At 71.4% G+C, this 20554-nt stretch carries 19 protein-coding genes; 9 read left to right on the top strand and 10 right to left on the bottom strand.

All coding sequences use genetic code 11. From position 1 onward, the window contains the following. The first annotated feature begins 47 nt into the window (after positions 1-47). Entirely contained in the window at positions 48-1034 is a 987-nt protein-coding gene (locus tag EOINJALH_RS13380) for a hypothetical protein (protein WP_088280863.1), read from the top strand. A gap of 578 nt (positions 1035-1612) precedes the next feature. On the opposite strand, the gene EOINJALH_RS13375 is transcribed toward EOINJALH_RS13380, so the two are convergent. From EOINJALH_RS13375 to EOINJALH_RS13350, 6 genes are read right to left on the bottom strand one after another with little or no spacing between them, the layout of a single operon-like run. Next, positions 1613-3946, bottom strand: coding sequence for a N,N-dimethylformamidase beta subunit family domain-containing protein (locus tag EOINJALH_RS13375; protein WP_088280862.1), 2334 nt, complete (start codon positions 3944-3946; stop codon positions 1613-1615). A gap of 25 nt (positions 3947-3971) precedes the next feature. Further along, positions 3972-5504, bottom strand: a complete 1533-nt coding sequence (locus tag EOINJALH_RS13370; RefSeq protein WP_088280861.1) for a branched-chain amino acid ABC transporter permease — start codon at positions 5502-5504, stop codon at positions 3972-3974. A 2-nt stretch (positions 5505-5506) separates the two neighbouring features. Further along, positions 5507-6385: a branched-chain amino acid ABC transporter permease gene (locus tag EOINJALH_RS13365; RefSeq protein ID WP_088280860.1), complete on the bottom strand. Its 879-nt coding sequence runs from the start codon at positions 6383-6385 to the stop codon at positions 5507-5509. 10 nt (positions 6386-6395) lie between these two features. Then, a complete protein-coding gene (locus EOINJALH_RS13360) occupies positions 6396-7100 on the bottom strand; it encodes an ABC transporter ATP-binding protein (RefSeq protein WP_088280859.1) in 705 nt (234 codons plus the stop codon). Further along, entirely contained in the window at positions 7097-7861 is a 765-nt protein-coding gene (locus EOINJALH_RS13355; RefSeq protein WP_234413826.1) for an ABC transporter ATP-binding protein, read from the bottom strand. The genes EOINJALH_RS13360 and EOINJALH_RS13355 overlap by 4 nt, the downstream gene beginning before the upstream one ends. A 46-nt stretch (positions 7862-7907) precedes the next feature. Further along, on the bottom strand, positions 7908-9206 hold the full coding sequence (locus EOINJALH_RS13350; RefSeq protein ID WP_088280858.1) for an ABC transporter substrate-binding protein: 1299 nt from the start codon (positions 9204-9206) through the stop codon (positions 7908-7910). A 336-nt stretch (positions 9207-9542) separates the two neighbouring features. Here EOINJALH_RS13350 and EOINJALH_RS13345 point away from each other — a divergent pair, with 336 nt between their 5' ends. The 6 genes from EOINJALH_RS13345 (at position 9543) to EOINJALH_RS13320 (ending at position 13556) form a co-directional block, all read left to right on the top strand. Next, complete coding sequence (locus EOINJALH_RS13345; protein ID WP_088280857.1) at positions 9543-10769, top strand: amine dehydrogenase large subunit; 1227 nt, start codon at positions 9543-9545, stop codon at positions 10767-10769. A gap of 24 nt (positions 10770-10793) precedes the next feature. Next, complete coding sequence (locus EOINJALH_RS13340; RefSeq protein ID WP_158219756.1) at positions 10794-11330, top strand: MauE/DoxX family redox-associated membrane protein; 537 nt, start codon at positions 10794-10796, stop codon at positions 11328-11330. Beyond that, positions 11327-11929 (top strand): methylamine dehydrogenase accessory protein MauD, encoded by a 603-nt coding sequence (gene mauD, locus EOINJALH_RS13335; protein WP_088280855.1) that lies wholly within the window; start codon positions 11327-11329, stop codon positions 11927-11929. Before EOINJALH_RS13340 ends, mauD begins: the two co-directional genes overlap by 4 nt. 36 nt (positions 11930-11965) lie before the next feature. Next, positions 11966-12520 carry a methylamine dehydrogenase light chain gene (locus EOINJALH_RS13330; protein ID WP_088280854.1) on the top strand — a complete coding sequence of 185 codons (555 nt, stop codon included), beginning with the start codon at positions 11966-11968 and terminating at the stop codon, positions 12518-12520. Continuing rightward, entirely contained in the window at positions 12517-12963 is a 447-nt protein-coding gene (locus tag EOINJALH_RS13325) for a cytochrome c (RefSeq protein ID WP_158219755.1), read from the top strand. Before EOINJALH_RS13330 ends, EOINJALH_RS13325 begins: the two co-directional genes overlap by 4 nt. 74 nt (positions 12964-13037) lie before the next feature. Continuing rightward, complete coding sequence (locus EOINJALH_RS13320) at positions 13038-13556, top strand: cytochrome C (protein ID WP_088280852.1); 519 nt, start codon at positions 13038-13040, stop codon at positions 13554-13556. Between the two features lie 325 nt (positions 13557-13881). Here the strand turns inward: EOINJALH_RS13320 and EOINJALH_RS13315 are convergent, their stop codons facing one another. After that, positions 13882-14481 carry a cysteine dioxygenase gene (locus EOINJALH_RS13315; RefSeq protein ID WP_088280851.1) on the bottom strand — a complete coding sequence of 200 codons (600 nt, stop codon included), beginning with the start codon at positions 14479-14481 and terminating at the stop codon, positions 13882-13884. Positions 14482-14645: 164 nt separating this feature from the next. Here EOINJALH_RS13315 and EOINJALH_RS13310 point away from each other — a divergent pair, with 164 nt between their 5' ends. Then, a complete protein-coding gene (locus EOINJALH_RS13310; protein WP_088280850.1) occupies positions 14646-15836 on the top strand; it encodes an iron-containing alcohol dehydrogenase in 1191 nt (396 codons plus the stop codon). Positions 15837-15875: 39 nt separating this feature from the next. Here EOINJALH_RS13310 and EOINJALH_RS13305 read toward each other — a convergent pair whose 3' ends face one another. After that, the gene (locus EOINJALH_RS13305) at positions 15876-18119 is read right to left on the bottom strand and encodes a sorbosone dehydrogenase family protein (protein ID WP_158219754.1); all 2244 of its coding nucleotides are present in this window, start codon (positions 18117-18119) and stop codon (positions 15876-15878) included. 514 nt (positions 18120-18633) lie between these two features. Next, complete coding sequence (locus EOINJALH_RS13300; protein WP_088280848.1) at positions 18634-19311, bottom strand: protocatechuate 3,4-dioxygenase; 678 nt, start codon at positions 19309-19311, stop codon at positions 18634-18636. A gap of 154 nt (positions 19312-19465) precedes the next feature. Between EOINJALH_RS13300 and EOINJALH_RS13295 the strand changes: the two genes are divergently transcribed. Next, a complete protein-coding gene (locus tag EOINJALH_RS13295; protein WP_088280847.1) occupies positions 19466-19684 on the top strand; it encodes a SlyX family protein in 219 nt (72 codons plus the stop codon). Positions 19685-19750: 66 nt separating this feature from the next. Here EOINJALH_RS13295 and EOINJALH_RS13290 read toward each other — a convergent pair whose 3' ends face one another. Continuing rightward, positions 19751-20482, bottom strand: a complete 732-nt coding sequence (locus EOINJALH_RS13290) for a tRNA-uridine aminocarboxypropyltransferase (RefSeq protein ID WP_088280846.1) — start codon at positions 20480-20482, stop codon at positions 19751-19753. Between the last annotated feature and the right edge of the window lie 72 nt (positions 20483-20554).

Raw genomic sequence — 20554 nt, 5'->3', positions numbered from 1 at the left:
GATCTACACGCGCTGACCGCCCACCGAATCGACGACAGGAGCCCGCCATGACCACCTTCTTCCCTCACGCCGCGACCGCACTGCTGGTCACCCTCGCGTTGCCGATGCAGGCCGCGCCGGTCCCCACGCCCGCCCGGGTGCTCAACCCCCAGTACGAGACCTCGTGGTATCCGTCGATGCAGCACCTGGGGCCCGCCAACCACCCGTTCCAGTTCTCCGCGGCCGTCAAGGTCTACGCTCTCGGCAAGGGCAGCGCCAGCAGCGTCAAGCACCGCGATGGCAGCACGGCGGCGGTCTACCGCGGCAAGCCGGCCGCCTCGCCGGCCGAGTACCTGCCGAACGTGCTCAACGACGGCCCGCTGATCGATTTCGCCAACCTGGGCGACCTGACCCAGGCCTGGGCGACGATGGATGCCAACGGCGTGCCGCACCTGCGCGCCACGGGCTACGGCGACTCCAGCGCCGAAGCCATGGCGTCGTGGAGCACCACGGTCACGGTGCCGGCCGACGCCGGACAACGCAAGCTGGTGGTGCGCTTCGTGCTGCCCCAGGTCTCGGTGGGCGGCAACACCGAGTTCGAAGGCAAGGACCTGTGGCGCGCGCGCATGCGTGCCGAGTTGCTGGTCAATGGCTACCCGGCCTGGTCGACCGAAGCCATCCGCTACAACGGCATCGGCAACAACTCGGTCAGCACGCAGATGAACGCGGCGCTGCAGACCTTCGGCCAGCCGCTGGCCTTTCCGACCAACGACACCGACGCCAGCGCCGACAACGACACGACGTCGGCCAACCTCAACTTCCCGTCGACGGCCAAGGAGGTCTACGTGACGCTGGGCTACTACCCGGCCGGCTCGGTGATCGACCTGGCCATGGTGCACCGCGCCAATGCGCATACCGTGCCGACGTCACTGGGCCTGACCGACAACAAGTGCATCTGGAAGTACGAGATGAACCGCTGGTTCTGCTCGCAGGCGGCGGTGTCGATCACCGGCGGCAGCGCGTCCTCGGGTCCGCGCATCTACCTGGAGCCCTAGACCGTTCTCAATGTGGCGGGCGGCCGCGCGCGGCAGACCAGCCTGCCGCTGCGGCCCGGCGACAAAGTGTCGCCACCGGCCTGCACGCGGTCGAGAGCGGAGCAGCGATTGACTGCAGGGGGCTGGAACAACGGTGCCGCTGTGTGGTGTCTCGCCTCGGGGAAACCCTGGATGCGTCCGCGCAAGCGACTGACCAGTCACCCCGAATTCTGCGCAGTGCGTGTCGCATGGGATTCGGCAGCAGCCTTTGCCTGATCCGATCTCGTCTCGTCCGGAAGTTGCCCATGCATCAGGCCGACCCGACAGCCGCGCACGGACAGGACCGCCACACGCTGTGAACAGGAGACCTGGGGATGGCCTGCGTGATGTGGGATTGCATCAGCGGTCGGCCGGGGTTTCCTATGCTCAATGATCTCCACGAGCGGCGAGGGCGACCCGACAGCCGTCCGTCGCAAATGACAGTTCTTGGCCAGGACGAGTCATCCCATCAACAGGCCCTGTCTCGGCAAAGTCCGGCCGAGATCACCCTACAGGCAGACCGGCCCGACCGCGGCAAGGCCTGCCCGCGTTGTCGCCCCTCACCGCCAGAGCTTCTCTTCCCCGATGAACTCGCCGCCGGGCAGCGGCCCGGGCTTTGCGAACGCATCCAGCACGTTCTTCATGATGCGTGAGACGTTGTTGTCGAAGCCCTTGCAGGGCAGGGCCTGGCCCCAGGCGATGGAACTGGGGGCGAACACGCCGCCGTGGTTGGGCGTCGTGAAGTACACCATGTCGCAGCGCACGTCCGGGTGCTGGGTGCCGCCCATGCCCGGGTGGTTGTACATGATCTCCTCCTGCACCAGCGGGTAGTTGTCGCTGAACTGCTCGCTGGTGGCCAGGATGCGGGCGTGCGGCGGGGTGCCCAGCGTCAGGTCATAACGGTCGATCTCCACGCCCGCGGCGCCGCCGCCGGCCAGGCCGAAGTCGCCGATCACCTCGCCCTGCACACCGTCGAAGATCCAGGCCACGCCCTTGTGCCAGCTGTCGGGCATGCGGCGGAAGGGCACCGATTCGTCCATGCCCTCGCTGGCAAAGCCGGTGCCCACGATCTTCTGTGGCGCGCGGCCGCGGTGCCGCCACAGGCCGCTGCGCTCGCCGGTGCTGGCCAGGTAGTGCTCGCCTGGCTTGGACTGCCAGGCGCGCGAGCCGGCCTCGAGCTTGCGCACCTCCATCAGCCAGGGCTCGTCCTCGCGCCAGCCCACCACCCAGTAGTAGCCGTTGCCGCTGAGGTATATCACCCGGCCGCCCTCGGCCAGGTAGTCCTCGGTGGCGTCGAGCATGCGCTCGCTGTAGTACTCGGCGTGGGTGCCGTTGATGACCACGCTGTAGGGCTTCAGCGCCGCCACGCCCTCGGCGTGCAGGTCGTCGTCGGTGAGCATGTCGTACTCGTAGCCCATGTGCTCGAGCCAGGCCACGATGCTCAGGTCGGCCGGAAACTGCCAGGGCCAGGCCACACCGGCCATGCGGCACTTGGGCCGCATGTTCAGGATGGGCCGCCGCGCCGACACATGGCACACGCCGGCGCCGTCGCGGTGGTGGTCGTAGCTGGACAGGCCGAACTCCAGGCCGTTCTTCTGGTAGTCGATGTCGGCCGCCGAGAACACCGGCACCACCGCGGTGATCGACTGCGCCGCGTTGGCCTCGAAGCTGAGCTGGGTGTTGCCGTAGGCCAGGTAGCTGGCGGTGGGCATCAGCATGCAGATGCGCGCGCGCGGCGTGGCCGGCCGCACGAAGAAGGGCAGGTACTCCTCGGCCAGCGGCGCGTCGTTGCCGATGCCGTCGCCGGCGCGCAGGCGGATGGCGTGGCAGCCGCTCTTCAGGTCGGCCGGGAGGTCGATGTCGAAGGTCGGCGCCCAGCGGCAGTCGGTCAGCGCGTCGTCGTGGAACTCGATGCCACCGTACACCTGCGGGTTCAGGCGGAAGCAGTCGTCGCGGCCGTTCCAGTTCCATCCGGTCTGGCCGCGCACCGGGCGGTTCACGCCTTTCGCGTGCAAGGCCTGCGGACCGGTGTCGAGCACCTCGTCGCCGATGCCGCGGTCGGTGTAGCCGGCGCTGGTGTCCCAGTGCGCCAGCACCTGGTCGCGCGGCGCGGGCTCGCCGCGGGCCAGCGCGTCAATCATGTCGCGCTCGGCCGCGCCGCGCAGCACGCCGGGCCGGTCGATCTTGCCGTTGATGCACTGCGCCACGAAGGCACCGCGCGCCGCATTGCGCTCGTGGGCGCCGCCGATCAGGAAGCCGCCCTCGGCGGCCACCGGCTTCACGCGCAGCCGCAGCCGCACATGCGATCGGCCGTCCAGCGGCACCACCTTGCCCAGCAGCGAGTTGTAGCGGTTGATCACCGGCTGCTGGTGCACCGTGGCCAGGCCGGTGGCGGGGTCGAAGGTGGCGGCCACGAAGTACCACAGCCTGGCCACCAGCGGCACCTCGGCCGCCACCGCGTCCACCTGCGTGCCGTCGCCGCACCAGAACTCGAGCTGGCCCTGCGGGTTGATGCCCAGCGCCGCTCCGCGCTGCGCGCTCAGGTCCCAGCGGCCCAGCAGCACCTGCCGGCCGCTGCCGGGCAGGGCCGGCTGCACGAAGGCGTGCAGCGTGAAGGCGCCGCCGGTGCAGGCCAGCGTGTCGGCGGTGTCGGCCACCGTGAGGTAATTGCCCAGCTGGGTGTACTGGCGCCGCACCGGCCAGTCGCGGTTGAGGGGCGAATCGAGCTCGTGCTCGATGAAACCGGGGCCGTCGGGGTGCGCGTCGCCATGCACCAGCCGCACCAGCTGCGCACGGACCACCGTGGTGCCCTCGGCGCTGAGGTGGGCGGACAGGCGCTGGCCGGCCTTCACGTGCAGGCGGTCGGTGTAGCCGTGGATGCGGATCTGGGCCATGGGGGTCTCGGTCAGTGGGGCCGGGTCACGATTCCAGCAAGTCCTGGCAGCGCTTGACGAACACCGCGTGGTAGGCCTCGTCGAGCGAGGCGTAGACCTTGTCGTCCACCACGCGCGGCGGCACGCCGCGCCGGCCCGACAGGGCCACCAACCGGTAACACTTGAAGTGCTCGTCCGCCCGCAGCGCGTACTTGTCCTCGATGGCGGTGAAGCGGAAGTAGGCCAGCAGACGCATCAGCGCGTCGCCGTGCTGGCCTCGGGGCATCAGCCGGTGCTCCTCGATCACGGCGGGGGTGACCAGGGTCTTGAGGTGGTCGCGGCTGCGCTTGTCGTAGCGGCGGTGGGCGATGACCGACTTGTCGGCGATCTCGGTGGCTTCCTCGGGCATCACTTCCCCTCCATGCTCGGTGCGCTCGGCGCGCGCCTGGCTCTTCACCTTGTCGCGCCAGGCGCGAAACTGCGCGCGGATGCCGAACAGGCCGTTGCGGGTGAACAGCACCGTGGCCAGCATCAGCGCGGCGATCAGCACCAGCCGCATCGGCCCCAGGTCGATCAGCAGCTTGTCGATGGCCACCACCAGCAGCGTGCCCACCACCGCGCCCTCGGCGGTGCCCAGGCCGCCGATGACGATCATCGCCAGCAGCAACAGCAGGTTGTCGATGCCGAAGAGCGACGGCGACGCGCCCTTGAAGTGCGCCGCATAGAAGCCGCCGATGGCGCCCAGCGCGGCCGACGAGATCAGGAACACCTCGATGCGCGCGCGCCGGTAGTCGATGCCGCAGGCCTCGGCAAAGGCTTCGTGCTTCTCGGGTGCGCTTCGCAGCAGCCGCCCCAGCCGCTGGCCGTTGACCAGCCGGTACAGCGCCAGCGCCGCGCACATCACGCCCAGGCAGCACCAGTAGCCCAGCACCAGCGCGGGCGTCTCGTCCAGCGTGTCGGGCAGGTAGCTGTCGGCGCCGAACAGGCCGCCGGTGGCCGCGCCCAGCGACTTGGACTGCACCACCGAGACACGGCACAGTTCCACCAGGCCCATCGTGAGCAGCGCGTAGTAGAAGCCTTCCAGGCGCGTGGCCGGGATGGCGATGACCACGCCGAACACCAGCCCCACCAGCGTGCCCACGCCCACCATGCCCCACCACGGCAGGCCGAACTCGATCGACAGATAAGCGCCGGTGTACGCAGCCGAGCCCACCACCGCCAGCGTGGCCAGCGAGAAGATGCCGGCGGTGCCGATGATCAGCATCCACACCAGGTTGATGGCCGCGTACAGCGCGAAGATCGACGCCGCACCGAGCAGGCTGCTGCTCTCCAGTGCCACGCCGGCCACCGGCGGCAGCACGGCCAGCGCGGCCAGGCCGCCGGCCCAGTACAGCGGCCGCTTGTCGACGATCTTCTTCTCGCGCGCCAGGTCTTTCGGGTTCACCTGCCCGCGCACCTGCAGCAGCGTGCGCCGCGTGAACGGGTAGCGCCAGCGCGCCCACAGCCTCTCGCCATGGCCGCCCAGGCGTGGCAGCCAGCGGCGCCGGCCGACCAGGAACTTGCGGGGGCCGGTCGCCATCGTCATTCCCGCGTGTGGTCGAGCAGGCCGGCGATGCCGCGGGGGCGCACCAGCAGCACGGCGATGATGAAGCCGAACTGCGTCATCAGCACGTACTGGCCGCCGATCAGCGCGCCGGTGAGCGCCTCGACCAGGCCCACCAGCGCGGCGGCGATCACCGCGCCGGGCACCGAGCCCAGGCCACCGCACAGCGCCACGATCAGGCCCTTGACCAGCGGCGTGGTGCCGGCGAAGGGGCTGACGAAGTAGGTCTGCGACAGCAGCACCGCGGCCAGCCCGGCCAGCGCGCCGGTGACGGCCATCACCGCCATCGCGGTGGGGCGCACGCCGATGCCCACCAGCGCGGCGCCCTCGGGGTTCTGCATCATGGCGCGGATGGCCAGGCCGGCGCGGCTCTTCGTCATCCACAGCAGCGTGGCGGTCATCAGCGCCAGCGCACAGGCGATGGCGCCCAGCTTGTCGGGCGGCAGCGACAGGCCGGCCCATTCGACATGCGTCTGGCCGAACAACGCCGGCAGGCTCTTGGCATTGGGGCCGAACCACCACAGCAGCCCCTGCGAGCCCAGCAAGCTCATCGCCAGCGTGGCCACCAGGCTGCGCACCACGAAGTTGGGCTTGTCGTGCAGCGGGATGAAGGCCACGGCGCAGATCAGCACCCCGCTGGCGGCCCCGGTGAGCAGGCCCGCGCCCAGCACGATCCAGGGCGCGGTGCCCAGGTGCTGCGAGGCCAGCCAGGCGCCGTAGCCGGCCAGCGCAAAGCTCAGCCCGTGCGCCATGTTCACCAGCCCCAGGCTGGAGAAGACGATCGACACGCCCAGCGCCAGCAGCGCGTAGATGCAGCCCAGCGTGAGGGCGGAGACGGCGACGTAGGCGATGTCCATCAAGCCCAGCTCAATGGCTGCCTTTCAGTTGGCCGGCGTGCATGCCCAGCGTGCGATGGCAGTGCCCCGACAGCAGCGCCAGGTTCTGCTCGGCGATCACCATCGCGCCGTCGCGCAGGTCGATCTGCAGCAGCGCGTCGATCACCGCGCGGCTGACGATGGGCGCCAGGCCCAGCGAGGGCTCGTCGACCAGGTACAGCACCGCGTCTGCCATCAGCCCGCGGGCCAGCGACACCATGCGCCGCTCGCCGCCCGACAGCGTGCCCACCGGCGACTTCAGCAACTGGCGCAGCGGCGGGAAGATCTCCAGCAACTGCTCGCGCCGCTGGTGCCGCCGCCCCCAGGCGGCGCGGGTGTAGGCGCCGCAATCCAGGTGCTGCGCCACCGTGAGGCCCGGAAAGATCGCATCGCCCTGCGGCATGTGGGCCAGCCCCAGCCGCACGATCTTGTGCGTGTGCCGGCCCGGGCCGGTGGTGCGCGTGCCGCCGATCTCCTGGCCCTGCAGCAGGATCGAGCCGCGCTGCCAGCCGGTCAGGCCGCTGATGGCGCGAAAGAGCGTGCTCTTGCCGTGGCCGTTGAGCCCGACGATGGCCACGCGCTCGCCAGGCACGACGCTGAAATCCAGGTCGTGCAGCACGGTCAGCGGGCCGTAGCCGGCCGACAGGCCCTGCACGCGCAGGATCTCGCGCGCGGCGGTGGGCGGCGTGGCCGTCATGCCGGCGTCGCCTGCTCGGCCGCCATCGCGCCGTCGTCGGTGTCTGCCTCGAAGTAGGCGGCCCGCACGCGCGGGTTGTCGAAGACGGCGTGCGGCGAGCCCTCGGCGATCAGCAGGCCGGCGTCGAGCACGATCACCCGTTCGGCGATGGCGGCCAGCAGTTCCAGCCGGTGTTCCACCACCAGCACCGCCACCGACAGCTCGCGAGCCATGTAGCGCAGGATGCCGTCGATCTCGTCCACCTCGGCGTTGATCAGGCCGGCGGCCGGCTCGTCCATCAGCAGCACGCGTGGTTTGCGCATCAGCAGGCAGGCCAGCAACAGGCGGCGTCGGTCCAGCGTGCCCAGGCCGCCGGCCGGCGCGTGCAGCGGCACCGCCAGGCCCACCTGGTGCGCGGCCCATTCGGCCTGGTGGGCGGTGAGGTAGGGCCTGAAGGCTTGCCGCGCGGCCTTGAACACCTCGCCCACGGTCAGCGCCTCGGGCACCACCGGGCTCTGGTAGGTGCGCGCCAGACCCATGCGCGCGCGCTGGTGCAGCGGCAGCGCGGTGATGTCGCGACCGTCCATCAGCACCTGGCCGTGGGTGGGCCGCAGCCGGCCCGAGAGGATCTCGAACAGCGTGGTCTTGCCGGCGCCATTGGGGCCGACCACGCCCAGCACCTCGCCCGGCCGCGCCTCCAGCGACACGCCGTCGAGCACGGCGCGGCCGCCGAAGGACATGCCCACATCGCGGCACTCGAAGATCGTCGTGTTCAGGCTCATCGAGTGCGCGGGGCGGCAGGCGGGTGGCGTGGCGGGCGTGGCCCGGTCACTTCATCCAGGGCGCGCCCTTGAAGCCCACTTCCTTCAGCGTGTCGGGCGAGATGATGCGGTGCGCGCCGCCCTGCACCTGGAAGAACAGGTGAGCGACACCTTCTTCGAGCTTGGTCGTTTCCAGCGGGTAGTGCAGCGGGGCCTGCAGCGGGTTGTCGAAGCGGTAGAAGCCGTTGACGCCGCGGTAGGTCATCTTGCGGATCGTGTCGTTGACGGCCTCGAACTTTTCCGGCTCGGCGGTGCCCCAGGCCTTGGCCAGCAGCTTCACGGTGTCGTAGCCGCCGCCGGTGTAGACCATGCCCATGACGTTGCCAGTGCTGCCGCCCTTGCCCAGGTACTCGGCCTTGTACTTGTCGCGGAAGGCGGTGCCCTGCTTGTCGGCATAGGCGCCGTACACCGTGCCCCAGACGAAGCCCTCTGCGGCGGGGCCGGCCAGGGTCAGGAACTCGGGCTGCGAGGGGCCGTACTGCAGGTACACCAGCGCGCCCGGCAGCGGGTTGGCCGAGAACTGCTTGGCGAAGGCGGCCAGCTCGGCCGCCACCCAGTGGTTGATCATCAGGATACCGGCGCCGGTCTTCTTGATGTCCTGCAGCACCGGGCCCCAGTCCTGCACCGGGAACTGGATGTCGGTGACCTTCACCACCTCGTACTTGCCGCGCTTCTTGAAGTGCTCCTGCGCCGTCTTGGTGATGGTCTGCGTGTAGGCCAATTGCTCGGTGACGATGTGCACCTTGTTGTTCACCGGCTTCCACGCGCCGCTGGCCTGCAGCTGCTCCAGGAAGATCGGGAAGCCCGCGCCGTAGAAGGTCTCGGCGGGGTCGATGTGGAACACGTGCGCCAGCTTCTTGTCGTTCTTGCGGCGGTGCTCCATGCCGGCGATCGAGGTGTTGCCGTTGAGGTAGGGCGCCTTGTAGTTGGCCACCGCCTCCATCGCCGGGATCGGGATCAGCACGAAGGGCGAGGCGATGGCGTGCACCTTGGCATCGGCCATCTTGCGGAAGGTGGCCTGTGTGCCCTCGGGCGTCATGATGTCGATGTCGAACACCTTCAGCTCGATGGGGCGGCCCTTGACGCCGCCGGCGGCGTTGAGCTCCTTGGCGGCCAGCTTGGCGCCGTTCAGGTAGTCGGCATGGTCGGCCACGCCGGCCGGGCCACTCTGCGCGATGGGCAGGCCGATGACGATGGGCTTGGCCTGGGCCAGGGCCGCGTCGGCGCCGCCCAGGCCCGAGGCGGCCACCACCACCGCACCGAGACGCTGCAGGGCGCCGCGGCGCCGGATTTCCTTGGGTTGCATGGGCACTCCTGTCGGCATCACGGCCAACGTGGCCGCTGGCCGGAGTCTAGGGGTGCTGGTCGTCGAGCGGGCCCCTGCAAACGCACCACCTGGCGGGGTGCCCCTGGTTCATTTGCAGGAGGGACTAACCCGAGGTTCATCCGGTAAACGCGCCCGCACCGCGCCCGCGCCGCACCCGCCGCGCCTGCGTGCCGCGCGTGGCGCCGCGGGCTTGCCGAATCGGGATAACCCGGCCGCGTGCCACGGCCACACACTGTGCCCCTGCCCGCCTCGACCAGGCGGGTCCGACCGCCGGCCCCCGGTGCAGAGGGCCGGCCCCCGGCCGAGAGGACACGCATGACACAACGCATTTGCCCAGGACCCGCCCGTGCCGCCGCGCACGTGCTGGCGGTGGCATCGCTGGCCCTTCTGGGTGGCTTCAGTGGCGCGGCCCTGGCCGCCAAGCCCGCGGCCAAGGCGGCGCCCAAGCCCGTGCCGGCCGAGCTGCAGCCCGAGACGCTGACCACCTCGTCCATCGACGCCAAGTACGGCGCGCGGGTGTACCTGGCCGACGTGGCCATCAGCCACATCAGCGACGGCCGCATCCGTGTCTACGACGCGATGGGCGGCAAGTTCCTGGGCATGATCTCCACCGCCTACGCCGGCAACTTCGCGTTGTCCGACAAGCGCGACGAGGTCTACGTGGCCACCACCCACCTGTCGCGTTCCACCCGCGGCGACCGGGCCGACGTGCTCGAGGTCTACGACACGCAGTCGCTGGCCTTCAAGTACGAGGTGCTGCTGCCGGCCAAGCGGGCGCAGGCGCTCAACTACCGCGGCCTGGTGCGCGCCACCGGCAACGGCAAGTTCGTGCTGGTGCAGAACGCCACGCCGGCCACGTCGATCACCGTGGTCGACCTCGCCAACCGCAAGGTGGCGTCCGAGATCCCCACGCCGGGCTGCTGGGGCGTGATGCCCGCGGCCACGCACGGCATGCGCTTCTCCATGCTGTGCGGCGACGGCACCGTGGCCACCGTCACGCTCGACGACAATGGCCAGCCGGCCGATCGGCAGAGCACGGCCAAGCTGTTCGACGCCGACAAGGACGCCTGGTTCCACCACGCCGAGCAGGTGGGCGACCGCTACTGGTTCCTGTCATACCAGGGCACCATCACCGAGATGAACCTGGGCGGTGCGGTGGGCCAGGTGAAGGGCACGGTCGAGATGGTCGGTGCGGCCGACCGCAAGGCCGGCTGGCGCCCGGGCGGCTACCAGAACTTCGCGGTCGACCCCCAGGGCCGCTGGCTGGTGGCCGGCATGCACCCGAAGGGCGCCGAGGGCTCGCACAAGCTGCCGGCCGACAAGCTGTGGGTCATCGATCTGCAGGCGGGCAAGCGCCGCGCGGTGCTGCCGGGCGTGGCGGCGGTGGTGCTCAACTTCTCGCAGAACGGCCAGCGCCTGCACGCCGTCGACGGCATGAAGATGGGCCTGTACTCGTGGGCCTGGAACGACGGCAAGCTGAAGAAGCTGGCCCACGTGCCCGCGGCCGGCGAGGCCTCGCTGCACATGGAATCGCACGACTGATCGGCGGCCACGATGCCAGATCTCATGTCCGTCGATCCCCTGGTGCTGCTGATCGCCGCCGGCTGCATCGCCGCGCTGCTGCTGCACGCGGCCGTGGCCAAGCTGGGCGACCGCGCGCTGTTCCACCAGCACCTGGCCGCCTACGGCGCGCCCGAGCCGCTGCAGCCCGCGCTGGTGTGGGCCATCCCGCTGGCCGAAGCGGCCGCGGCACTGGGCCTGGTGACGCCGTGGCGCAGCGTGGCCGCGGTGTTGGCCGCGGCACTGCTGCTGTCGTATGGTGTGGCCATGGCCTGGCACCTGCGGCGCGGCCACCGGCTCGACTGCGGCTGCGGCGGCGAGCCGCTGGCGCTGTCGCCCTGGTTGGTGGCGCGCAATGCGGTGCTGGCCGCGGTGGCGCTGCTGGCCGCGCTGCCGCCCGATGACCGCGCCGTGGGCGTGGCCGACTTTGCCGTGGCCGCCGCCGCCGTGGCCGTGGCGGCGCTGATCTACGCCGCCTTCCATCAACTGCTGCGCCAGCAACCGGCGCGCAAGACCTCATCTTCCAGCAGGAGTGCCGCATGAGCGCGCTGACCGTGTCCGTGGTGTTGTTGTGGCTGGCCGTCATCGCGCTGGGCGTGATGCTGTGGGCGCTGTCGCGCCAGGTCGGCGTGCTGTTCGAGCGCGTGGCGCCGATGGGCGCGCTGGTCACCGACAGCGGGCCCGCGGTGGGCACCGAGTCGCCCAGCTTCGCTCTCACCGGCATCCAGAGCGAGCCGGTGCAGATCGGCGGGCCCACCGCCCGGCCGACGCTGGTGTTCTTCCTCTCGCCCACCTGCCCGGTGTGCAAGAAGCTGCTGCCCGTGCTCAAGACGCTGCAGCGCGACGAAGGCCAGCGCCTGGGCGTGGTGCTGGCCAGCGACGGCGAGGCCGCGGCGCACCTGAAGTTCGTGCGCGAGCAGCAGCTCGAGGCCATGCCCTACGTGCTGTCGACCGAGCTGGGCATGAGCTACCGCGTCTCGCGCCTGCCTTACGGCGTGCTGCTCGACGCGCGCGGCGTGGTGGTGGCCAAGGGCCTGATCAACTCGCGCGAGCAACTCGACAGCCTGCTCAACGCCCACGACATGGGCACGCCGACGATCCAGCAGTACCTGGGCGGCGACACGGCCACCACGTCGGCCTGATCCGGCACACCGAACACCGATCCGAAGGGACCCGAGATGCTGAAACGATTGCTCGCATGGATGGACCGCCTCACCCAGGCCCGCGTGCGCGACGTGGCCCACCGCCACGGCCGGCGCAGCCTGCTGGGCAAGCTGGGCGTGGCGCTGGTGGGCGGTGCAGTGTTGCCGATGCTGCCCTTCGACCGCAGCGGCCAGTTCGGCAGCGCGCAGGCGGCCGAGGGCGGCCATGGCGGCCCCGCGGCCAAGCCCGACCCCAACGACCCGGTCAAGTGCGAATACTGGCGCTACTGCGCCTTCGACGGCTTCCTGTGCACCTGCTGCGGCGGCTCGCTCACGCAGTGCCCGCCGGGCACCGAGGCGTCCAAGGTCAGCTGGGTGGGCACCTGCATGAACCCCAACGACGGACGCCAGTACCTGGTGTCGTACAACGACTGCTGCGGCAAGGGCGCCTGCGGCAACTGCCTGTGCAACAACAACGAACGTGAGCGTCCGGGCTACCGGCTCGGCGTGCACAACGACATCAACTGGTGCATGGCCAACACCAACTCGATGTTCCATTGCACCACCTCCATCATCGTGGGCGTGGCGTGAACCTGCTCCGGTCGCTGACGGCCGCGCTGCTGCCGCTGGTGGCCGCAGCCAACGCCGCGGCGGCCGACGGCGCGGCGCTGTTCAACCAGCACTGCGCCACCTGCCACCAGCCCACGGCCGAAGGCACCGTGGGCCTGGCGCCGTCGCTGAAGGGCGAGCACTGGCAGCGCCTGGGCGCCCAGCGGCAGTACCTGCCCACGGTGGTGCTCAAGGGCATGGCCGGGCCGATCAAGGTGAACGGCCAGCCCTTCTCGGGCAGCATGCCGCCGTTCGCGGGGCAACTGGGCGACGACGACCTGGCCGCCATCGCCACGCACCTGCGCGGCCTGCAGGGCGCGGCGGCCGACAAGCCTTACTCGGCCGACGAGTTTGCGCCGGTCCGCGCCGCCGCCGGCAACCCGTCGCAGACGCGGGCGCTGCGGCGGCAGATCCTGGGCGAATGAGCATGTGGTGCAGTCGCCCCAAGCCATGCCCGCTCCCGCCTGGCGGGACGGGCCGGAGGCCCAAGGGTGCCCGAGTGAGCACAGCCCGCCGGCTGCGCTGGCAGCCCCTCGTGGCCGCCCTGGCGCTGGCCACGATGGCCGTGCCTGTCCTGGCCCAGATGGCCAACAACAACCCGGTCAGTGTGCAGGTGGCGCGCGCGCCGCAGGCGGGCGACCCACCGCCCATCACCAACCTGCGCAGCCTGTACGTGCTGCACTGCGCCGGCTGCCATTCGCGCGACGCCAGCGGTTACCCGGAGAAGGGTGTGCCCAGCATGCGCGGTGCGTTGGGCCATTTCTCGACCGTGCCCGAGGGCCGTGCCTTCCTGGTGCAGGTGCCGGGCGTCAACAACGCCGGCCTCAGCGACGAGCAGATCGCCCAGCTCACCAGCTGGATGGTCCGGCAGTTCTCGGCCGACACCGCGCCGGCCGGCTGGGTGCCCTACACCGCCGCCGAGGTGGTGGCGGCCCGCGCCCAGCGCCCGGCCGACATCGCCGCCGCCCGCGCCGCCATCGTGGCGCGGCTGCAGCGCGACGGGCTCGACGTCAGGTAGGCGCCGGCTACGCCGATCGGCACGACGCCGTCGCGCCGGCCCGGAGGCCAGGCGAACCGATTCGGCGACAGTGCTGTTGTCTGCCACGCGCCGCCGCGTCCCTGGGACGGGGCAGGCGGGGCGCCACTGTCCCGAAGACCGGCTCGCACGCCATCGCGATGATCCGGCGTGGTCCCGGACCCGCGGTCCAGCCACCTGTGGCCCAGGCAGCACGCCAACGAGGCGTGCGCCGAACCGCCACGCGTGGTTCACAGCGCCGTGCGCACCCGCTCAGGGCGGCGGGACCGCGGCGGGTCGGTCCCCGCTCGCGCCCTGGGGGCCTTGGTCAGAGGCTGCGCGTGGCCGCCGACCGATCCCACAGGTTGGGCACCATGGCGCTGTCGTAGCCCGAGACGAAGTCGTGCAGCACGCCGTGGTCGTCGAGGCGGCGGCGGTGCACGGCGCCGATGTTGCCGCCGTAGACGTGGACGCTGACCGACACGCCGTCGTCCAGGGCGCTGCTCACGCGGTGCCAGTCGCCCACGGTGGGCGACACCTCGTCGATGTCGCCCGGCTTCATCACGTGGTGGATGCCCTTGGCCACGGGCAGGCCGTCGCGCAGTGTGTACTCGTCGCAGCGCTCGGCGCCGCGCAGCACGCCCACCAGGCCCCACACGGTGTGGTTGTGCACCGGGGTGCGCTGGCCCGGGCCCCAGACGAAGCTCACCACCGAGAAGCGCTCCTGCAGGTCGCAGTGCAGCAGGTACTGCGCATAGCGGTCGGCGCGCGGCGTGGCGAAGGCCTCGGGCAGCCAGCGGTCGCTGGCGATCAGCCGGGCCAGGTGCTGGCGGCCCTTGGACAGCAGGCGGCGCTCGTCGCTGGTGGACGACACCAGCGCGGTCATCGCGGTGACGAACTCGCGCAGCGGGGTGATGCGGTCGTGCATGGAACTCTCCGGACGGTGGCCGCCAGTGGGGGCGCGGCGGGCATGCCGTCACTGTAATGGCTGTGGCGGCGCCGGCCCTGGAAAGCGCGGATGCTGCCGGGGCGGCGGGCGTGCACACTGCGCGCAGACCCCACCCACCGGCCCGCTGCGCGGGCACCACGACGATGAGCGATCCCTACGACGGCCTGCCCTCGGGCGTCTTCAACATCCCGGCGCAGGAGCGCATCGTGCACGGCCAGCCGGCCGGCGCCGCAGTGCGCGCCGAGGCCGAGCGCCTGGGCGCCACCCGCGTGTTCGTGGTGTCGGGCCGTTCGCTCGGCGCCCTGGCCGACGGGCCGCTGCAGCGGGTGCAGGCCGCGCTGGGCGAGCGCCACGCCGGCACCTATGCCGCGGTGCGCGCCCACAGCCCGCGCGAGGACGTCATCGCCGCGGCCGAGGCCGCCCGATCCGCCGGCGCCGACCTGCTGGTGGGCGTGGGCGGCGGCTCGGCCATCGACGCGGCCAAGGCGGTGCAGGTGTGCCTGTGGCAAGGCCTGCGCACGCCCGAGGCCATGGAACCCTACCGCACAGGGGCAGCGTCCAGCATCGCCCGGCCGATCGACCCGCCGCCGGGCGCCATCCGCATGCTGGCGGTGTCGACCACGCTGTCGGCGCCCGAGTTCACCGGCATGGCCGGCATCACCGACAGCGCCACCCAGGCCAAGCAGATGTTCGCCCACCGGCTGATGGTGCCGCGCACCGCCATCCTCGACCCGGCGGCCACGCTGCACACGCCCGAGGGGCTGCTGTACTCCACCGCCATCCGCTCGGTGGACCATGCGGTGGAATGCTGGTGTTCGCCGATGGCCACGCCGGCCACCGAGGCGCTGTCGCTGCAGGGCCTGCGCCTGCTGGCCCGTGCGCTGCCGGCGATCCAGGCGAACCCGCTCGACCTCGCGCCGCGGCTGGACGCGCAGTTCGGCATGTGGCAGGCGGTGGCCGCACTGGCCGCCGGCGTGCAGACCGGCGCCAGCCACGGCATCGGCTACGCGCTGGGCGCGGGCTTCGGCGTGGCCCATGGCCACACCTCGTGCGTGATGCTGCCGGCGGTGCTGCGCTGGAACGCCGCGGTCAATGCCGGGCGCCAGCAGGCGTTGGCCGAAGCCATGGGCGACCCGGGCCGGCCGGCCCACGAGTTGGTGGCCGGGTTGATCCGCCGCCTGGGCCAGCCCGGCTCACTGCGCGAGGTCGGCCTGCGCGAGGACCAGCTCGCCGACCTGGCCCAGCGTGCGCTGGCCTACCCGCCGGTGCAGGCCAACCCGCGGCCGATCCGCGGCGTGGACGAGGTGCGCGAGATCCTGGCACTGGCCTGGTAGCGGGGCGCCCGGGGCCCCAAGGGGTCCCGGGCCCCGCGTCTACTGCGGCACGCGGCTGATCTTGTAGATCGTGTTGTCGGTGAGCGAGACCACGTAGAGATCGCCGTCGGGGGCCTGCTCGATGCTCGGCGTGGTGCCGAAGCCGCGGCCGATCACCAGGGTCTCGCTCTCTGTGCCTTCGAACTTCTGCGCGCGGAACAGGTTGTCGGCGACGCGGTCGGCCAGACGCGGGTCTGCGCTCACGTCGACGTTCATTCGGTCTGCCGTGAGTTTGATCCGGTAGAGGGCACCGCCGTTGGCCCCCACCTGTGCGAAGCCGCGCGACGACCCGATCCACAGCGTGCCGTCGTACGCGGCGCCCAGCGCCGTGCCCTTGACGAAGGTGGCGCCGGACGGGCCGCTTTCGTAGCGCCAGCTCAGCTCCGGGTCCTTGTAGACCGCGCCCGGCAGCATCACCAGCCGGGACAGTGCCGCGGCCGAGGTGTAGGACACACGCGTCGGCGGGTAGCGCACCTGCTGCAGCGCTCGCCCGAACTGGGTCGTCTCGATCAGCTTGAAGCTGGGCACACGGCTGGACGGCCCGGCAAACTGGATCCAGCCACCGTTCAGGCCCGGCACGATGCGGTTGATCTCGGCGTAGGCATCGTCGGCGTTCTCGGTGTCCCACAGCGAGCCCGAATACGGGTCGAAGGCCATGCCGAAGCCGTTGCGGTGGCCGTAGGAGTAGATCTTCTGGACGTTGGCGCCGACCTCGCCACCGAGGCCCGCGCCCGCAGCGAAGAAGGGGTTGTCCGCTGGCGTCGTGCCGTCGTCCGACAGGCGCAGGATCACGCCAGAAAGGTGGGCGTCGTCGGGGGCCGGCCCGCCGAAGGTGTCGTCCACCTGCGGGGCGGTGAGGAAGGGCCCGTTGGCCAGGTTCTGCAGCCAGCCGCGCCGCCCTTGGTCGCCCATGAAGATGTAGAGCTTGCCGTCGGGGCCGAAACGGATCACGCCGCCGTTGTGGTTGCCGGCCTCGTTGGCATTGTTCGAGCCGGGGTGGCCGGGCACCGGCACGTTGTCGGTCTGGCGCGAGCGCAGGCGCACGATGTTGCGGTCGAATACCAGGGTGCTGCCGTCCCAGGCGAAGCGGTCGACGCGGTTGCCCAGCAGCGGGACATTGGCGACGACGTTGGTGTCGGCGCCGGTCGAGCTTTCGGTCCAGTAGATGTAGGCAAAGGGCGTGCGGGGGAAGTCCGGGTGCAGCGCCATGCTCAACAGCCCGCGCTCGGAGTTCGAGTTCACCGCGAGGTCGAGCACCGGCGTGGGATCGATGGCGCCATTGACCACGCGCTTGATCTGGCCCGAGGCCTTCTCGAGCACCAGGTAGTCGTCGGTGCTGCCGAGGAAGACGATGCCGATCGGCTGCGTCAGGCCGGCGGCGAGCACCGTCGTCACCTGCAGGGTGGGGTCGAGCATCACGGTGGGCGTGGTGTCGGCCCGGGCCGGCAGCGGCGCGATGGCGGCGGCGCCGAGCAGCGCCAGCGCGGCCGCGGAGCGCGCCGCGCGGCGCAGCGCGCGTGCGCGAGAGGCGATCAGGCCGCCCAGTGCCAGGCCCAGCAGCCACAAGGAGCCGGGCTCGGGCACCACGTTCAGGCGCACGTTGTCCACGCCCATGTACAGGTTGAAGATATTGTCGACTTCGGCAAAGCGCAGGCGCAGCGATTCGCCGGCATGCGCTGCGAGCAAGGCGCTCACGTCGGCTGAAAAGGTCTGGTAGCCGAATTCGAGCGGCGTGTTGGCATCGACCTGGAACAGCGTCAGAAGGATATCTGCCGCCTCCATGCTCATCGGGTCGGCGCCGGCGCGCAGGATGTCGACCCGTGCCTGCTGGTTCTGGGCTTGCGCGGCGACCTGGCTGGTCAGGTCGAAGGCCAGCGAGTTGGGTGTGGCGTACAGGCCTGCCACATTGTTGAGGTACAGATCGAAGCTCAGCGTCGCGTTAGCCGCCGACGCCGTGAAGTCCTGGTAGAGCACATGCGAGCCCGGGCCGGTGGCGTCGGTCATCGCTGCGTTGTTGCCGCCGGGTGGGGCCGGCACCGGGAATCCGGTGATCGGGGTGGCAAGGCCGCTCTGGATCAGGAAGCTGCCATCGCTGCCGAGCTGGTCGACGCGAGTCCAGCCGACGAAGCCGGATTCGAAGCCTCCATTGGTGATCACGGGCGCGGCCTGGGCCGGCATGAGCGCCGCCAGACAGAGCCACAGGCTTGTGGACAGCGTGGCCGCGAGGCCTGCCGATCGCTTCATGGTGTTCTCCTCCTGCATTGCTGGCTTCGGCAATCGAAGCCGAAACGCGCCGCATCGGAACATGAGGATCGGACCGCCGGCGAGGGCGCCGGGCCGATCGATCCCATGCATGCGCCCGATGTGCGCACCGTTCCCGCGGACGCGGCCGTATGGCCCGGCTGTCTCGTCATCCACCAAGCCGCCCACACCGGCCCACGGTGGTTCCCTTGTCATTCAGGGAAACGCGATGATCGAGACATCGATGCGGCACGTCCATAGTCCGGCGCCATGCCCCTGTCATGGTCAGTGGCATTTGTCGGTGCGGGCGGCCGGGCCCGTGTGGCGTGCCGCAGCCGGCCACTCGGCCGCGGCCTCAGAGGCTGAGAGGAATTCGAGCGTGCCCGAGCGACGCCCCCAGACGTGCCCGATCTAGGCGCAAAGCGCAGCCATAGCTCGGGCTATGGCGAGCACTTGCAACGACGAGCGGGTGCGTTTGGGGGTGGTGAGCGGGCATGATCGAAAAACTCTCAGACTCTCAGGCCGCGACGACGATCGGCCCCTCGGCGCGCAGGCCGTCGGCCACCGGCGTGAAGGGCAGGGTCAGCGCGGCGCGGTCGGCCGGGTCGCGCAGGCTGCGCCACAGCGGATCACGGGCATTGCCGGGGTCGCCCTCGACGTAGAACTGCGTCGTCAGCAGCGTGCGCCGCGCCAGCTTCACCTTCACGTGGATGTGCGGCGTGCGGCCGCTGTAGGGGGCCGGGCGGATGGTGCGGAAGCGGTAGCGCCCGTCGCGGTCGACCACCACGCGGCCGAAGGCCTGGAAGGCCGGGTCGGCGCGGTCGCCGTCGCCGGGGTGGCGGTAGTGGCCGTCGACGTCGCACTGCCAGATCTCGACCACCGCGCCGGCCACCGGCTGGCCGGCCAGGTCGCTCACCGTGCCCTCCAACCAGGCCGGCTGGCCGCGCGCATAGGCCACGTCGCCCTGGCGCAGCAGGTCGGCGTCGGTGTCGCGCGGCAGGTCCACCGGGTAGAACGGGCCTTCGGTCTGCGCCGGCGTCGGGCGCCGCGTCGCCTGGGCGTGCGCGGCCCGGCCCAGCAGCACGGCCGGGGCGCCCAGCACCGTGGCCGGCAGGGCCAGGCCGGCCAGTCGCGCCAGCGCGGCGCGGCGGGTCGGGGGAGGCCCGGCAAGGGGCGCGCGGTCGGTGAGGGCCATCCGGGGTCTCCTGTGGGCTGGGGGCGCGCCGATTGTGCGCGCGCCGCCCCAACCCTCGCGCGGCGCGGGGCGTGGTAAAGGCGCCTGGGCCACCGCGTCCTGCGCCGAAGCCGCCGGGCGCCACGAACGGCCTGGTTTGGCGTCCAATGCGGGCATGACCGACCGACCTCCCATCGACGAGCGCCTGACCGACCTCGAGATCAAGATCAGTTTCACCGAGGACCTGCTCGACCAGTTGAACGCCATCATCGTGCGCCAGCAGGACCAGATCGACGTGCTGATCCGCGAGTTGACCGACCTGCGCCGCCAGCAGCCCGCCGACGACGGCCCGGCACCGCGCAGCCTGCGCGACGACCTGCCGCCGCACTACTGACGGCGCGCGACCGACGACGCGCGGCCGGCGGCGCGCCGAATAGGCCGCCGTCGGCGTCGCCGGCGTTCAGCCGGGGCCCGGCCCGCCGCGGCGCCAGTCCATCTGTGCCGCCACCCAGGCGTCGAAGGCCGCGAGCAGTGGCTCGAACGGTGCGTGGCGACCCTCGAGTGCGCCGAGGGCGAGGCAGGCGGCCTCCAGCGTCGAGCGCTGCTCGGCGCGTCGCGCCTTGCGCACGGTGTAGCGCGAAGGTGGCGGTGTCGGCAAGCCCCAGCGGGGCAGCCGCTGCAGCGCCGGATGGGCCTGCAGCAGCCGGTGGGCCTGGCGCCAGGTGCCATCCAGCAGCACCAGGCGCCAGGCCCCGGGCTCGGCCAATGGGACTGACGGCGGCGGCACGCGCGTGGGGCCGTCGGGCGCGTCGCCCTTGGGTGACTCGGGGTACAGCAACAGGGCCCGCCGCGGCGGGCCGCCGGGGTCGGCCGTGGCAGGCGCGTGCAGCCACCATTCCAGGGCTTGCGCGCCGAAGTGCTCGCCCACCTCGCAGCGGCAGTGGCGCAGGCTCAGCTGCAGCAGCCGCGCGCTGCCCTTGGCGTGGTGCCGTTCGGCCGGGTGCTGCAGCACCAGCACCTCGACCGCGTGGTCGGTGGGCGTGATCCAGCGGCACAGGCACGCGCGCAGCGGCCGGGTGCAGCGCGGGCAGGTGGGACGGCCGGCACGCGGTGCCGGGTCGGCAGCCGGCGGGCCGGGCGCCAGCGGGGCGTCGTCGGGCGGTGGGGCGTCGGCGTCGGTCGGCAAGGTCATTTCGCTGACGCCCGGCCGGTCCGCAGGTGCCGAGCGCCCCTTGGGGTGGTGCGGGCGAGGCGAGGGTGGGTG

Source organism: Ideonella sp. A 288, assembly GCF_002198735.1.
Lineage (GTDB): Bacteria > Pseudomonadota > Gammaproteobacteria > Burkholderiales > Burkholderiaceae_C > Pseudaquabacterium.
This window is presented reverse-complemented; position numbering and strand designations above follow the sequence as displayed.

What these genes read in the sequence shown, in the direction of transcription:
- EOINJALH_RS13380 (WP_088280863.1), top strand. Translation starts at nt 48, where the DNA reads ATGACCACCTTCTTCCCTCACGCCGCGACCGCACTGCTGGTCACCCTC.
- EOINJALH_RS13375 (WP_088280862.1), bottom strand. Translation starts at nt 3,946, where the DNA reads ATGGCCCAGATCCGCATCCACGGCTACACCGACCGCCTGCACGTGAAG.
- EOINJALH_RS13370 (WP_088280861.1), bottom strand. Translation starts at nt 5,504, where the DNA reads ATGGCGACCGGCCCCCGCAAGTTCCTGGTCGGCCGGCGCCGCTGGCTG.
- EOINJALH_RS13365 (WP_088280860.1), bottom strand. Translation starts at nt 6,385, where the DNA reads ATGGACATCGCCTACGTCGCCGTCTCCGCCCTCACGCTGGGCTGCATC.
- EOINJALH_RS13360 (WP_088280859.1), bottom strand. Translation starts at nt 7,100, where the DNA reads ATGACGGCCACGCCGCCCACCGCCGCGCGCGAGATCCTGCGCGTGCAG.
- EOINJALH_RS13355 (WP_234413826.1), bottom strand. Translation starts at nt 7,861, where the DNA reads ATGAGCCTGAACACGACGATCTTCGAGTGCCGCGATGTGGGCATGTCC.
- EOINJALH_RS13350 (WP_088280858.1), bottom strand. Translation starts at nt 9,206, where the DNA reads ATGCAACCCAAGGAAATCCGGCGCCGCGGCGCCCTGCAGCGTCTCGGT.
- EOINJALH_RS13345 (WP_088280857.1), top strand. Translation starts at nt 9,543, where the DNA reads ATGACACAACGCATTTGCCCAGGACCCGCCCGTGCCGCCGCGCACGTG.
- EOINJALH_RS13340 (WP_158219756.1), top strand. Translation starts at nt 10,794, where the DNA reads ATGTCCGTCGATCCCCTGGTGCTGCTGATCGCCGCCGGCTGCATCGCC.
- mauD (WP_088280855.1), top strand. Translation starts at nt 11,327, where the DNA reads ATGAGCGCGCTGACCGTGTCCGTGGTGTTGTTGTGGCTGGCCGTCATC.
- EOINJALH_RS13330 (WP_088280854.1), top strand. Translation starts at nt 11,966, where the DNA reads ATGCTGAAACGATTGCTCGCATGGATGGACCGCCTCACCCAGGCCCGC.
- EOINJALH_RS13315 (WP_088280851.1), bottom strand. Translation starts at nt 14,481, where the DNA reads ATGCACGACCGCATCACCCCGCTGCGCGAGTTCGTCACCGCGATGACC.
- EOINJALH_RS13310 (WP_088280850.1), top strand. Translation starts at nt 14,646, where the DNA reads ATGAGCGATCCCTACGACGGCCTGCCCTCGGGCGTCTTCAACATCCCG.
- EOINJALH_RS13305 (WP_158219754.1), bottom strand. Translation starts at nt 18,119, where the DNA reads ATGAAGCGATCGGCAGGCCTCGCGGCCACGCTGTCCACAAGCCTGTGG.
- EOINJALH_RS13300 (WP_088280848.1), bottom strand. Translation starts at nt 19,311, where the DNA reads ATGGCCCTCACCGACCGCGCGCCCCTTGCCGGGCCTCCCCCGACCCGC.
- EOINJALH_RS13295 (WP_088280847.1), top strand. Translation starts at nt 19,466, where the DNA reads ATGACCGACCGACCTCCCATCGACGAGCGCCTGACCGACCTCGAGATC.
- EOINJALH_RS13290 (WP_088280846.1), bottom strand. Translation starts at nt 20,482, where the DNA reads ATGACCTTGCCGACCGACGCCGACGCCCCACCGCCCGACGACGCCCCG.